The sequence below is a fragment of the Pseudomonas sp. P116 genome (assembly GCF_020149425.1).
GTDB lineage: Bacteria > Pseudomonadota > Gammaproteobacteria > Pseudomonadales > Pseudomonadaceae > Aquipseudomonas > Aquipseudomonas anatoliensis.
The window spans coordinates 358101-371407 of record NZ_JACVHB010000001.1 but is presented as its reverse complement, the minus strand read 5'-3'; the positions used below and the strand labels follow the sequence as shown (position 1 = coordinate 371407).

The 13307-nt window shown below is 60.2% G+C and carries 9 protein-coding genes; 2 read left to right on the top strand and 7 right to left on the bottom strand.

All coding sequences use genetic code 11. The features are described 5' to 3' along the window. The first annotated feature begins 65 nt into the window (after positions 1-65). Positions 66-1022, top strand: coding sequence for an alpha/beta hydrolase (locus ICA15_RS02015; protein ID WP_042558563.1), 957 nt, complete (start codon positions 66-68; stop codon positions 1020-1022). A 329-nt stretch (positions 1023-1351) separates the two neighbouring features. On the opposite strand, the gene ICA15_RS02010 is transcribed toward ICA15_RS02015, so the two are convergent. From ICA15_RS02010 to pvdM, 6 genes are all read right to left on the bottom strand, one after another. Further along, entirely contained in the window at positions 1352-1627 is a 276-nt protein-coding gene (locus ICA15_RS02010; RefSeq protein ID WP_210555570.1) for a hypothetical protein, read from the bottom strand. Positions 1628-1991: 364 nt separating this feature from the next. Next, on the bottom strand, positions 1992-4472 hold the full coding sequence (locus ICA15_RS02005) for a TonB-dependent siderophore receptor (protein WP_210555571.1): 2481 nt from the start codon (positions 4470-4472) through the stop codon (positions 1992-1994). Positions 4473-4587: 115 nt separating this feature from the next. Beyond that, positions 4588-6237, bottom strand: coding sequence for a cyclic peptide export ABC transporter (locus tag ICA15_RS02000; protein WP_210555572.1), 1650 nt, complete (start codon positions 6235-6237; stop codon positions 4588-4590). 108 nt (positions 6238-6345) lie between these two features. Continuing rightward, positions 6346-7233 (bottom strand): formylglycine-generating enzyme family protein, encoded by an 888-nt coding sequence (locus tag ICA15_RS01995; RefSeq protein WP_150601402.1) that lies wholly within the window; start codon positions 7231-7233, stop codon positions 6346-6348. A gap of 37 nt (positions 7234-7270) precedes the next feature. Next, a complete protein-coding gene (locus tag ICA15_RS01990; protein WP_210555573.1) occupies positions 7271-8557 on the bottom strand; it encodes an aminotransferase class V-fold PLP-dependent enzyme in 1287 nt (428 codons plus the stop codon). Further along, a complete protein-coding gene (gene pvdM / locus ICA15_RS01985) occupies positions 8554-9924 on the bottom strand; it encodes a dipeptidase (RefSeq protein WP_210555574.1) in 1371 nt (456 codons plus the stop codon). Before pvdM ends, ICA15_RS01990 begins: the two co-directional genes overlap by 4 nt. 208 nt (positions 9925-10132) lie before the next feature. On the opposite strand from pvdM, the gene ICA15_RS01980 reads away from it, so the two are divergent. Next, positions 10133-11758, top strand: coding sequence for a PvdJ/PvdD/PvdP-like protein (locus tag ICA15_RS01980; protein ID WP_210555575.1), 1626 nt, complete (start codon positions 10133-10135; stop codon positions 11756-11758). Between the two features lie 150 nt (positions 11759-11908). On the opposite strand, the gene ICA15_RS01975 is transcribed toward ICA15_RS01980, so the two are convergent. Continuing rightward, a complete protein-coding gene (locus tag ICA15_RS01975) occupies positions 11909-13303 on the bottom strand; it encodes an efflux transporter outer membrane subunit (RefSeq protein ID WP_210555576.1) in 1395 nt (464 codons plus the stop codon). Between the last annotated feature and the right edge of the window lie 4 nt (positions 13304-13307).

The following is a 13307-nucleotide window of genomic DNA, read 5'->3' as shown; positions in this document are numbered from 1 at the left end:
CACTGACTCTTGTGGGGGGCGTCGCCCGTGCGCGCCCCTTGTTTGCTCATACAAGGACCTTATCGATGTCGTTACACCCTGATCTGGAAGCCTTCCTCGACCTCGCTCAAGACAGCCAGGACGCCGGCCTGCCGGCCATGCACCAATTGACCCCGAGCGAAGCCCGGGCGACTTTCGAGCAGACCACGGCGCAGTTGCGCTGGCCTGTGCCCGAAGATCTGCACGTTACACCGGTCGACACCCTGGCTCGCGACGGTGCGCCATTGGCGTTGCGTCTATACCGGCCCAATGGTGCGTCTGCGCCGATGCCGGTGCTGGTGTATTTTCACGGCGGCGGTTTCGTCGTCGGCAGCCTCGACTCCCATGATGGTGTGTGTCGTGAATTCTGCCGACGTACGCCCTGTGCGGTGCTTTCGGTTGGTTATCGGCTGGCACCGGAGCATCGCTTTCCTACGGCGCTGGAAGATGGCGAGGATGCCTTGTCGTGGCTGGCGGAAAACGCTGCGGGCCTGGGTCTCGACACCTCGCGCGTAGCGTTTGGCGGCGACAGTGCCGGTGCTACCCTGGCCACCGTGCTGGCTGTACAAGCGGTGGTACAGCCGTCGACGGTGGCCATCGCGCCCAAGGTGCAGTTGTTGTGTTATCCGGTTACCGATGCGTCGCGCACTCATGATTCACGCTTGCTGTTCGGCGAGGGTTATCTGCTGGAGAACGATACGCTGGACTGGTTCTATCAGCACTATGCCCGCAGCCCGCAGGACTATTTAGACTGGCGCTTTTCGCCATTGCTGGCGGAGGACTTGCGTGGTGTGGCTCCGGCGATTGTGCTGTTGGCCGGGTTTGATCCCTTGCTGGATGAGGGGCAGGCTTATGCGGATAAATTGCGTGAGCACGGTGTGAGTGTTGAGCTTGAGCATTGTTCGGGGTTGACCCATGACTTGCTGCGTATGGCTTGCGTTATGCCTGATGTTTTGCAGGTGCATGAACGCCTGAGCCGGGTTTTGGCGCGGGCTTTGGGTTGATTGTGGTTTGGTGGTTTGGTGGTTTGGTTGGGGGGAATATCCGTTGCTGCGGGTGTTGCTGATTAGGGTTCCGCCCTTACGGCGGGTCACTTTTGGCAAACGCCCGGAATGCCGGCCCAGCCAAAAGTAACCAAAAGGTCTGTGCCCTGACGTTCGGCCCCTCGCTGAGGCTCGGGGTCCCTTCGTTCCGGGATTGATCCGGGGGCATCGCTTCCGGTTTGCTTCGCTGCACCTCCTTTCGATGTGTTTGGCTTCGCCAAACGGTCGCTGCGCTCCCACCCCCGGATCAACCCCTCCACTCAGCCTGCCGACGGGCTCCGAGATCAAGATCAAGAGCGGTACTCGAGCTTGCGCTCATTGTGTTGAGTGGGGCGGCATGCGCCGCGTGCGGGTTGTACTTGTTTTCTTGTGGGAGCTGGCTTGCCAGCGATGGCGGCCTGACAGCCGACCAAGTTTTGACAGATGTACTCAACCCCCTTGTAGGAGTTGCCGAAGGCTGCGATCTTTTGATCTGCTTGGCTTTGGCTTTGGCTTTGGCTTTGGCTTTGGCTTTGGCTTTGGCTCTGGCTCTGGCTTTTGACGTTGCTTTTGATCTCCAGACCCATCGGCAGGCTGAGTGGAGGGGTTGATCCGGGGGGGGGGGGAGCGTAGCGACCGTACGACGCAGTCGTATACAGCGGAAGGAGGTGCAGCGAAGCAAACCGGAAACGCTGCGCCCGGATCAATCCCGTAGCGAAGGAACCCGAGCCTTAGCGAGGGCCGTACGTCAGGGTAAAGCCTTTTTGGTTACTTTTTCGGCGTCTGGAAAAAGTGACCCGCCGTAAGGGCGGAACCCTAATCAGCAACACCCGCAGCAACGGATATTCACCCAACCCCCAAGAACATGGTCGGCCCAAAGGCCGCCAAAAAAAGCCAAAAAAAAGCCAAAAAAAAGCCCCACCAAGGCAGGGCTTTCTTAAAAGCGAAAAATCAGAAGTCAGCCTTCACCGACATCACGAAATTACGCGGATCACCATAAAAGTTACCGAACCCTTCGGTACCAATGGTCGAGTAGTAACGCTTGTCAAACAGGTTATTCCCGTTCAACGCAACCGACCAGGTGTCATCGATACGGTAGCCAATGCGACCGTTCCACACGGCATAACCGGCACCATCAATGTTGTCACCGCCCAAGGGCGAAGTCCGGTAGTTGCCCGTCTGCGCATTAACGCCAGCACCAATCGTCACGCGATCCAGCGGCCCGCTCAGGCTGTAGTCACCCCACACACGCAACAGATGACGCGGCACGTAGGAGTTATAGATCACGCCGTCTTGGGTGGCGTCAGCATCCTCCAGCACTTTGGTCTGGGTATAGGTATAGCCAGCCAACAATTGCAGGCGATCAATCACCTCACCGCTGACTTCAGCCTCGAAGCCCTGCGCGCGCACCTTGCCGGAGTTGATCGAGCAAGAGCTGTCTTCGCAACGCGGGTCATCCTGAGCCGCATCTTTCTGAAGGGTGCGGAACAGGTTGAAGGAGCTGTTCAGACGTCCGTCGAACCACTCACCCTTGATCCCCAACTCGTAGCTCTGGCCAACCAATGGCTTGAGGGTGCTGCCATCGATAGTCTTGTAGGCGCCTTGCGGGGTAAAGATGTCGGTGTAGCTGGCATACGCAGTCAGGTTGTCGTTGAGGTCGAACAGCACACCGGCGAACGGCGTGACCTGCCCGGTTTCCGTGGACTTGGTGTTGACCTGGGTGCCCTCACCGCGGAAGTACTGCACCGAGTCGGTGTCGGACTTGTACCAGCTCACACGGCTGCCCAAGACGAGGGTCAGCGGATCGGCGAGTTTCAGGCGGGCGATGGAGTAAGCGCCGTACTGCTTGATATGCATGTCCACCGGGCCGCCACGGGAGGCATTGGCCAGGTAGTAGCTTTCGTCCGGTTGCGGGATGTGGTGGTTGGGGTTGAGCACGTTCTGTCGTTGGGGCAGGGCGGCTACCGCGTAGAAGTCATCCTTGTGCGAGCGGCTGGCGTTGGCGCCGACCGTCAGTTCGTGTTGCTGGCCGAAGGCGTCAAATTTGCCATCCACGTAGGCATCGAAGCCGTAGTCGCGCTGGTCGTAGTCGTAAATGCTGCCCAGCATCAGCGTGTTGGAGGCAGTGGCACCGATCGGTACTGCGCCGCTCGGGAAGGCGTATTCCATGTCCTGAGTGTTGCGCGAGTAGACGCCGGCGACCTTGAGCGACCAATCGTCGTTGAATTGGTGTTTCAGGTCGGCGAAGTAGGTGGCGCGTTTGCTGCGCTGGTTGTTCCACGCGGTGTTCAGGCACGTGGAGCGCTTGAGGTGCAGGTCGGAGCCGTCGGCGTAACGCGGCAGACCGCCCCAGCACGGCGTGGCATCGACGTCTTCCCAGGCGAAGCCCAGGCCCAGGGTGGTGTCGGGGCTGAGGTCGAAGTCGAGGGCGCCGTAGTAGATCTGGTCCTTGCGGCTGGCCACGTCATAGAAGTACTGACGGGTCTGTTCGGTGACCACGGCGCGACCACGGATGGTGCCAGCGTCGTTCAGCGGGCCGCCAGTATCGACCTGACCGCGATAGTTGTCCCACGTCCCTGCCGACAGCGACAGTTGCGTGTGCGCGGTGTCCTGGCCGCGCTTGCGCACGAAGTTGACGCCACCGGCTGTGCCGCCTGCGCCTTTCATCATGCCCGCCGCACCGCGCAGGATTTCCACGCGGTCATAGATGGCCATGTCGCTGTTGAAACTGTCGGCCTGTACGTAGCTGCTGCCCATATCCAGCGGCACGCCGTCGTACTGATATTGACCGGTCATGCGGAAACCGCGGGAGTAGAAATACTTGCCGCCCATTGGCGAGTCGTAAACGGTGATGCCCGGCGTCTTTTCCATCACCTGTTCGATGGTGTTGAGGTTCTGGTCGTCGAGCATTTTGCGGGTCATCACCGTGACCGATTGCGGTGTTTCCTTCAGCGAGTGCACACCCTTGCCGATGGTCACTGCGCCTGTAGTGTAGGAGTTGCTGCCCTCGGTGGTGGCGGTCAGGTGCTGGGCGTTGACGTTGGTCGGTGCCAACTCCATTGCATCGCCTGTGGTCGGGCCGAGTACCGTGACGGTATTGCCGTCGCGCTGATAGCTGATGCCAGTGCCCTTGAGGATGGCTTTGAGCGAGTCGTCATCCTGATACCGGCCGCTGAGCGGGCTGGAGCGCAGACCTTGCAGGTTTTCAGGGCTGTAGATGATTTGCAGGCTGGTCTGCTGGCCCAGCGCCTGGAGCGCCTGCGCCAGTGGCTGAGCCGGAATGTTCAGGGTCCATTCCTGCGCCTGGACGTAAGGGGCGGCAGCGACAGTCAGTGCCAGACCCAGACCGGTGCTGGCCAGTCGGGAGCGTGTCGCGCCGTGCATCAGCAGGGCTCGAGTCAGAGGGCGAAGCATGAAACGGGATGCGGACATGAGGTTAAGACCTTGGCAGGTATAGTTGTTAATGGTTCTTATTCATCTCATTAAGACGAGGAAGCCGCGGCAAACCGGAAAATTATTTTTCCCAGCCTGGCCACGGCCTCTTCAATCAAGCAGTTTGCAGTTCGCTTTTGACCTTGCCGGCCTCCATGCGCACAAGCTGATCGGCAACGTCGAAGTAACGGTCATCATGGGAAATCACGATGATGGTTTTGCCCAGACGTTTCAGGTCGGGCAACAGTTCGGTGTAGAAAATGCGCCGGAACGTCGGATCCTGATCCGCCGCCCATTCATCGAACACCAGCACCGGACGCTCTTCGAGCCAAGCGTTGACCAGCGCCAGTCGCTTGCGTTGGCCGGTGGACAAATCGGTGGTGCTGAAGGCGCCGTCGCGCACGCTGACCTTGTGCGCAATCTCCAGACGCTCCAGGTAGCGCGTGGCGTCCTGCGGGACTTCGCGGTCGCCCTGAATCAGATCATCGAACAGGTAATAGTCGGCAAAGATGGTGGTGAAGTTCTGCCGGTAATCATCGCGGTTGAGCGCGGTGATCGGTTGATCGTTGACGCGGATTTCGCCCTCGGTCGGTGCATAGAGACCCAGCAACAGTTTGATCAACGTGGTTTTGCCACAACCGTTTTCGCCGACAATGAACACGATGTCACCCTGTTCGATGCGCAGGTTGACTGGCCCCAGACGGAACGGTTCGCTGCCTTCCACTGGTGGGAAGGCGTAGCGCACATTGTTCAGTTCCAGACTGTTGACGACGCCGGGTTTCTTGCCCTGATCCTCCAGCAACAGATGCGGTTCGGGCGAGGAAAACTGCTCGCTCAGCTCGGCGATGCGGCGGAAGGCAATTTGTGCGCGGCTGATGATCGGCAAGGTGCTGACCAGATGTTCCAGCGGCCCCTTCATGTACAGCAGCACCAGGACAAAACCGCTCATCACCGCTTTATCGCCGCTAGGCCAGAAGGATTGCAGGGCCAGCGCCAGGCCGATCACCACGAAGAACAGCATCGAACCGAACGACTTGGCGATGACGAAGGTGTTGATCGATTTGATCTGGGTGTCGCAGATTTTTTCTGCGGTTTTCTGAATCCCGGCGACAAACATGCGCTGACGCCGTGGACGATGAATGCGCAGTTCCTTGGCACCCTCGGCAATCGCGTTGTAGTGCTTTTGCAGTTCATCTTCGCAATCACGGGCGGCGTAGAAACCGCGCATGCCCTTGGCCCGGGCAATCGCCTGAATGGTCGTGCCGATGGCGATGGCCACCAGCATCATCAGGAACATCGGCCACGACAGCATCGCCAGATAACCGAGGCAGCCGAGGGTGACGGTCATCGAAATCGCCAACGGCGCAAAGGCGAAGGCGAAGTCACTGATGGTGTCGACGTCGTGAGTCAATACCGGGATCAGGCGATGGCTGCGATAGCGTTCGATCTGGTCGATCGGCGCCGACAGCACTTTTTCCCCCAGTTCCTTGCGCAGCTTGGCAATGATGTGTTGGCCGACATAGTTGGTGCCGATGTCGGACAGAATCGTCGTCAGCAGCGCCAGTGCACACAGGCCGGCGAAGATCATGACTACGGTGCGGGTCAGGCCGTCGTCGGAGTGCAGGGCATTGTTGATGGTCGCCAGCAGCACAGTGACACTCAGGCCGCCGATCATGCCAAGCACGATGGACGCAGAGACGATCAGGCGGAAGGGCTTGAGCAGGGCGAACAATTCGTTGATCGCCCCACGCGTAGGCTTGGTCATGGAGGATTCCTGCTTCGATGCGGAGGGAGTGCCGGTACTTAAGGAAAACGAATGGTCACGGACTTTCTTTAAACGACCGCAGGTGGGCTGCGGTCGCGTGAGGCGGGATCAGAGGTCGCGCACTACTCGAAACCCGAGCCAGTCGCCCTTGCTGGTTGGCCAGCTGCTGTTGCGGTTGCCGGAACGGGAGAACACCGGCGCTTCGCCCCAGTCGTTACCGCGCATGACCTGGCGCTCGCAATTTTCCTGCGTCCATGGGCGACCGTCGCTCGGTACGTCGGAATAATCCTTGTGATAACAGTCGGCGGTCCATTCGTAGACGTTGCCGTGGGCGTCATAAACGCCAAACGCGTTGGCCGGGAAGGTGCCGGCCGGTGAGGTGAAGTTGTAGCCGTCGGCGGCGCCATAGGTGTTGGCGTGTTTGGATATCTGGTAGTTGTTGCCTTCATCGAACGGGAACGGGAAGGGCCCGGTGCTGCCACCGCGGGCGGCGTATTCGCGGATCGATTCGCTTTGCAGGCGATAAGCGTTGCCGGTCTTCTTCGACAGCCAGTCGATGTAGCCTTGGGCTTCAGCGACGTTCATGCACACGGCCGGATCGCGCGCCGTCTGTTTGAATTCGGGTTTGCCGGCCGTGCAGCGACGACCCGGACGATCATCGAAGTCATAAGGTTTGTTGCCGGTTTCGCGCACATACGCGTCCCATTCGCCCACCAGCACCTGGAAGCGGCTGATGGCGAACGGTTTGCTGAAGGTCACTTCGTGGCGTGGGCCTTCGTCCGGTTCGCGACCGACTTCGTCGTCCGGGGTGCCCATGGTGTAACTGCCGGTCGGCAACACCACCATTTCCGGGCAGTCCTTGCAGTCTTTGAACACTTTTCCGGGTGCCGGCGGGGTGGCAGCTTGAGCGGCGCCGGGCAACAGGCCGGCGCACAGCGCAGTCAGAGCCAGGGCGGGGAGCGCCTTGAAAGTGAAGCGGGTGTGAGGCTTTTTCATGAGTCGTCTCTGTGAAAGGAAAACTGGAGTCGAGGAATCAGGCGCGCAGTTTTTTACCGAGGATGTCCATGAACCGGTCGACTTCGGTTTCGTTGTTCAGCAGCCCTGGCGACGTACGAATCACCGGACCGACATCGCGGCTGACGGCATCGCAGATCACCCGGTTGTTCATCAGGTAAGCGGCCACTTCATCACTGTCCTGGCCCTTGACCCGGAAAAAGCTGAAACCGGCGGAAAACTTCGGATCGAGCGGGGTTACCAGTTCGATGTTCGACTGTTCGCGCAGGCGCTGTTTCAGGTAGCTGTTGAGCTGATGGATGCGGGCCTGCACGTCGGCCTTGCCCAGTTGCAGGTGCAACTTGAAGGCTTCGTCCAGCGCCCAGCGATGTTCGAAGGCGTGGTAACCGCCCGGGGTCATGGTGTTGGCGAACGTCGTGGCTTCGGAAAATGTCGGTACGCTGGGGCTGATGTACTTGAGCTCTTCGCTGCGGCTGCAAACGATGCCGGTGCCGCGGGGGCCGAACATCCACTTGTGGGTGCCGGCAATGAAAAAATCGCAGTTCATCTTCGCGAAGCTCAGGTCATCGACACCGAAGCCGTGCACCCCGTCGACCACGTAAATCAGCCGATCCTTGTCGTCGCGTCCGCGATTGTGTTCATCGACCAGACGCGAGATGTCGGCGATCGGCAATTTCACTCCGCTGCCCGAATGCACCCAGGTCATACCCAGCACACGGGTTTCGGGGCGGATGTTGCGGTTGATGGTGTCGAGTACCTGATCCAGCGAAATGCTTTGCGAAGTGTCGAACAGCTTGAGTTTGCGAACTTGTGTGCCGTCGCGCCGGCTACGGAATTCGAGAATGTTGCGGGTTGAGTAATGCTCGTGAACCGTGGTCAGGATCTCCTGATCCGGGCGAACATGTACGCCGCCATAAATCATCGCCAGGCCTTCGGTGGTGCTGCCGGTGAGAGCGATCTGGCTCGGTTTGGCTTGCAGGTACTTGCCGGCCCAGACCCGCACGTTTTCTTCGCGCTGCTCGGTGACGCCCAGGTCCCAGTCCATCGCCAGTCCCGGATTCAGATCCAGCGCTGCGCGATGGCGTTCGATGGCCTCGCGCACGGGGCGGGGATGTGAAGTGACCAGAAAGTTGGCGAAGTGAATGGCCTGCGGATCCTGATCGAACAACTGGCGCAATTGCGTCCATTTGTTGCCCGGCAGCGCAGGGTGAGGGGTGGCAGCGGTCGCGCACGCAAGGCTCGAACCCAGGGGCAGGGCAGCGGCGAGTACGCCGGCCTGTTTCAGGAATGTACGACGGTCAGTCATGGCTTGGCCGCATCCTGACGGGAAATCAGCGTGGGTTTTGCAGCCTTTTGCACTTGATCCCAAACGCGCAGGAAGTTGCCGCCCCACAGCTTGGCGATGTCCGCTTCGGAATAGCCACGCTGGATCAGCTCGGCGGTGACGTTGCGGATTTCGCCGACGTTTTCCCAGCCCTTGATGCCGCCGCCATCGTTGAAGTCCGAAGCGATGCCGACGTGGTCGATGCCGATCTTGCGCACGGTGTAATCGATGGCGTCGCCGAGATCCTTGAGGGTCGCTTTCGGCTCTTCTTCAAGAATGCCGTAGAGGCCGCTGGCGTATTGCCCGAGTTTCTGTTCGGACCAGGCGGTGATGATCGGATCGCCCGGCATCAGGGCCATGGCCAGGTTCGGCAGTGGCGGCAGGTCGAAGCGTGCGCGCAGGGCGTTGAGTTTGTCCTGGGTGCCTTGAGTCAGCGGTTTGAGGTACTGCGAAAAGCCGACCACCTGCACTACGCCGCCATTGTTTTTGATCAGTTGCAGCTCTTTGTCGCTGAGGTTGCGTGGAATATCCACCGCCGCTCGCGGCGCTGAGTGCGAGGCGACAATCGGCGTACGACTCAACTGCACAACTTGCTCCAGACCTTTGGTCGACATCTGCGAGACGTCGATGATCACCCCCAGGTCGTTCAAGCGATGCACGGCTTGTTTGCCGATGTCGGAGAGACCGTCGAGCGCGTCGGGAGAGTCATTGAAAAAGGGCAGCGGGCGCGAAGAGTCGGCCCAGCTGTTGTTACCGATATAGCTGAAGCCGAACATGCGCATGCCGCGTCCGGCCCACAAGTCCAGTTTGCTCAGGTCGTTGCCCAGTGGATAGGCGTTGAGCATGCTGATGAAAATCGCAAATTTGCCTTCACCGTGCAGACGGCGGAAATCATCCGGGGTATAGGCGATGCCGACCTGATTGGGGAAGTCGCGCACCATCCCGGAAATGATCTTGTAGCGCACTTCCTGCTGGTTGCGCGCTTCCTCGACAAAACCTTCGGTCGGGCGGTGCGGTGCATTCGGGCCGTTCCACATTTCCGGCCAGCCAAATACGGTCAGTGCCGCGCCGGACAGCCGTCCACGGTTGGCCTTGATCAGGTCGAACTGCCCCGAGCCATCCTTGTCGGCTTCGTTGCCGTGAGTGCCGAAGCTCAACGGCACGGTGATGTGGCTGTCGAAAGACAGGATGCGGTCCTGCAGTTCGGTCGCCTGCTTCATCACTTTGACCGGATAGCCGGTGTTGTCCCGAAACCAGTAATCCCAAGCCAGAAACCCTGCGCCGGCGCTGATCGCCAAGGCCAGCGGCAGGCCGATAAATAGAGCCTTTTTCGAACGCGGTTTTGTCATTGCCATCTCATTCAGGTTCGCCGTCGAGGTTCAGGCGCAGGGGCCTTTGCTATCTGGGAGGAACGAGCGGCGGAGCGGGTAATTTAGGGACGGAAGGTGAAAAGGCGACGGCGAATGCCGGGATCTTTCGCCGCGGCCATAAATTTCCTCGGCGAGCAAACGTTCTAGCTTGGATAAAGCCTGCTTCATGGCTGACACAGGTAGGGCAATGACGATCTCTCGACGCTGGTTCATGGCGGGCATGGCACTCACGGGCGCCGCGCTGCCTGCCGCTTTTTATGCACATCGTGAACTGACCCGTGAGGAGTTTCCGATCACCCCGGGAGAGGCCACGGTCGACCTGGCGGACACGGCCGGTCAGCAGTTGGCGGACAGTTTGCGCGGCGTTTGGGACATTCGTTTCACTGGTGCTGCCGCTGGACTGGATGGCTTGCCCAATGAAGGTCTGGAGCTGTTTCTCGACATTGCCCACCGTGGCCGCGGTTTGCGCGGTTATCTCGACACGGGGGCTAACCTGCGTTCCGAGGCGCCAGTGCGTTATCAAGTCATCGGCGATCTGGCGCCGGGTAATGGCGCCGAGATGTTCTGGCGTCTGATGCGCAGCGATGCGCCGCAAGCGCCGGCGGTGTACGAATTTAAAGTAAAACTGGACGAAGTCTGGGCCGCGTTCGGCAACGCTGGCAGCGGCACGTTTACCGGGCAAGTGCTGCGACTGGATCGCGCGCTGGGTCTACCAGAACTCGACAATCACTTCATCGCGATCAAGCGACGGTTTCCCGAAGCCCGAGAAAGAGTCGGGTTGAATCCGGCGTTTCTGGCGTGGCTGGTAGCGCCCGAACATCGGCTGTTCCATCAGCTCTGGCACGCGTCGCGGGACAAGTGGCACAAACTCTCCGAAAAAAAACGTGATGCGTTACGTGGTATCGGCTGGCAACCTGGCCCACGGGACAAGGAGCGTGATGCCCGTGGGCCGCGTAAGGATCGCAACGGCTCGGGCATCGATTTTTTCTTCATGCATCGACACATGCTGGGCAAAGCCCGTTCGATGCAAGACTTGCCGTCATGGCAGGCATTCCCCATGCCGCAGCCGGAGCTGGAGCGTGACCGTCAGGGCTTCGCCCGCTACTTCGACAATCACGACGGCAACGCATTGCCGCCAACGTGGCTGACCGAAGGCGACGACGAGTACACCAAGTGGGTCAGCGACATCAAAGCGGCCGAAACCTATCACAGTAATTTTCAGGTGTGGGAGTCGCAGTACCGCGATCCGCGCTACTTGTCGAAACTCACCCTCGGCCAGTTCGGCTCGGAAGTCGAACTGGGCCTGCACGACTGGTTGCATATGCGCTGGGCATCGGTGGCCCGCGACCCGTCCAACAACATTCCAGTGCCGATGGCGCGGGATCAGGCGGATTTCGCCGCGCGTTGGTATGCCCCGGAAAACGACTTTCTCGGCGATCCGTTTTCCTCCCATGTGAACCCGGTGTTCTGGCGTTTTCATGGCTGGATCGATGATCGGCTTGAAGACTGGTTCCGCGCCCACGAGCGTTTTCACCCGGGGGAAGTCAGTCGCCTCGAGGTCAACGGCGTGCCGTGGTTTGCGCCGGGGCGTTGGGTGGAAGTCGATGACCCCTGGCTGGGCCCCGACACTCACGGCTGCAGCAGCGTGCCCGGCCTGCAAGTCGGGCGTTCGGTGGAGATGGATCCGGAGACCATGAAACTGGCGCTGCGCATCACTTTCGGTGACGAAGACAACATGGCCGACCTGTTCCGTAAGGTGCCGCAGCGGCCGTGGTACGCCAGGCATTTGAAGGTGAAAGGCCGGCAACTTTAAGCGTCACCCATCCGACACAACGCAATACCCCCTGTAGGAGCTGCGGCACGCTGCGATCTTTTGATCTTGTTTTTCTAGATCAAAAGATCGCAGCGTGCCGCAGCTCCTACAGGTTTTTGGTTCGGTAAAAGAGAGTGTGAGTGTTCGCTGTCAGATAACTTGCCAGCCACCACCCAGCGCCTTGTACAAGGCAATGCTCGCCTGCAGTCGCGACAGGCGCAGTTGCACGTTCATGTCCTGCGCCGCATACAAGGTGCGCTGGGTTTGCAGCACGGTGAGCAAGTCCTCGGCACCCGCCTGATAACGGCTTTGCGCGATGTCGAAAGCGGTTTGCGCCTGACTCAATTCTTCGCTTTGCCACTGCCGTTGCTCATCGAGGCCACGGATGGTGCTCAGGGCTTTTTCGACATCGGCAAAGCCATTGATGATCGCCCCGCGATAGGTCTCCAGCAATTCATCCTGACGGGCCCTGGCCTTGTCGCGTTCGGCGCTCAAGCGCCCGTTGTTGAAGATCGGCGCCGTCAATCCGGATGACAGGTTGTAGAACGTTGTGCGCAGCAGATCCGCCGCCAGATCGGCACCGGTGCCGAGGCTGGCGGTGAGGGTGATTTTTGGCAGCATGGCCGCGCGGGCTACGGTGACATCAGCCTGGGCCGCCGCCAGTTTGGCTTCTGCGCTGGCGATGTCCGGACGTCGACTCAGCAGATCGCTGGGCACGCCACTGGCGATGTTCGGCCACTGCAATTGCGCGAATGCCTGCTGAGGCGAGGACAGCGCCTGCACCGGTTGACCGAGCAGGGCGGCGAGGGTGATCAGCGCTTCGCGGGCCTGTTGCTGCACCAGCGGCAATTTGCGCTGTTGCTCGGCCACCAGACTTTTTTGCTGGGCCAGTTCCAGCGCGGTGGCGCTGCCTGCGTCGAAGCGGGTTTGCACCAGGTGCAGCACGTTTTGCGCGTTGGCCAGATTGAGCTCGGCAATGCGCGCCTGCTCACGCAAGGCGAGCGCCTGGGTGTAGCTGTTGGCGACGCCGCTTTGCAAGGTCAGCTCGACCGTGGCGCGATCAAACTCACTGGCCTGCACGCCGAACACGGCGCTGTCACGGGCGGCTCGTTTACCCCCCCAGAAATCGATTTCGTAACTGGCGCTCAGCTCGGCGTCGTAGTAATCCAGCGAGCGATTGTCCGGGCTGACATCCAGTTGGCTGTAGCCTTTGCCGTGCAGAAGCTTCTGCCGATTGGCATTGATTCCGGCCTTGAGTTCGGGCAGCAGCGGGGCTCCGGCAATCGTCGCGCTGGCCTGCGCCTGTCTGACGCGGGCAACGGCCGCGCCGAGGTCATGGCTGCCCAGTCGTGCCTGTTCGACCAGTTGATCGAGTTCGCGACTGCCGAACTGCGTCCACCATTGGCGATTGCTTTGCACCGCGCCGGGATGGTCTGGCGATTGCCAGGCGGGCGGTGATTGCACGCCGCTGTCAGGGCGTGGCGCAGGGCTGCTGCAGGCCGCCAGTAACAGGCTGGCGGCAAGGAATGTCAGTTGCGCTTTCATAGGT

Bases quoted from the DNA above. Each gene is read 5' to 3' on its own strand.
- ICA15_RS02010 (WP_210555570.1), bottom strand. From the start codon at position 1,627: ATGGGTCTGGAGATCAAAAGCAACGTCAAAAGCCAGAGCCAGAGCCAA.
- ICA15_RS01990 (WP_210555573.1), bottom strand. From the start codon at position 8,557: ATGACTGACCGTCGTACATTCCTGAAACAGGCCGGCGTACTCGCCGCT.
- ICA15_RS02000 (WP_210555572.1), bottom strand. From the start codon at position 6,237: ATGACCAAGCCTACGCGTGGGGCGATCAACGAATTGTTCGCCCTGCTC.
- pvdM (WP_210555574.1), bottom strand. From the start codon at position 9,924: ATGACAAAACCGCGTTCGAAAAAGGCTCTATTTATCGGCCTGCCGCTG.
- ICA15_RS02015 (WP_042558563.1), top strand. From the start codon at position 66: ATGTCGTTACACCCTGATCTGGAAGCCTTCCTCGACCTCGCTCAAGAC.
- ICA15_RS01995 (WP_150601402.1), bottom strand. From the start codon at position 7,233: ATGAAAAAGCCTCACACCCGCTTCACTTTCAAGGCGCTCCCCGCCCTG.
- ICA15_RS02005 (WP_210555571.1), bottom strand. From the start codon at position 4,472: ATGTCCGCATCCCGTTTCATGCTTCGCCCTCTGACTCGAGCCCTGCTG.
- ICA15_RS01975 (WP_210555576.1), bottom strand. From the start codon at position 13,303: ATGAAAGCGCAACTGACATTCCTTGCCGCCAGCCTGTTACTGGCGGCC.
- ICA15_RS01980 (WP_210555575.1), top strand. From the start codon at position 10,133: ATGACGATCTCTCGACGCTGGTTCATGGCGGGCATGGCACTCACGGGC.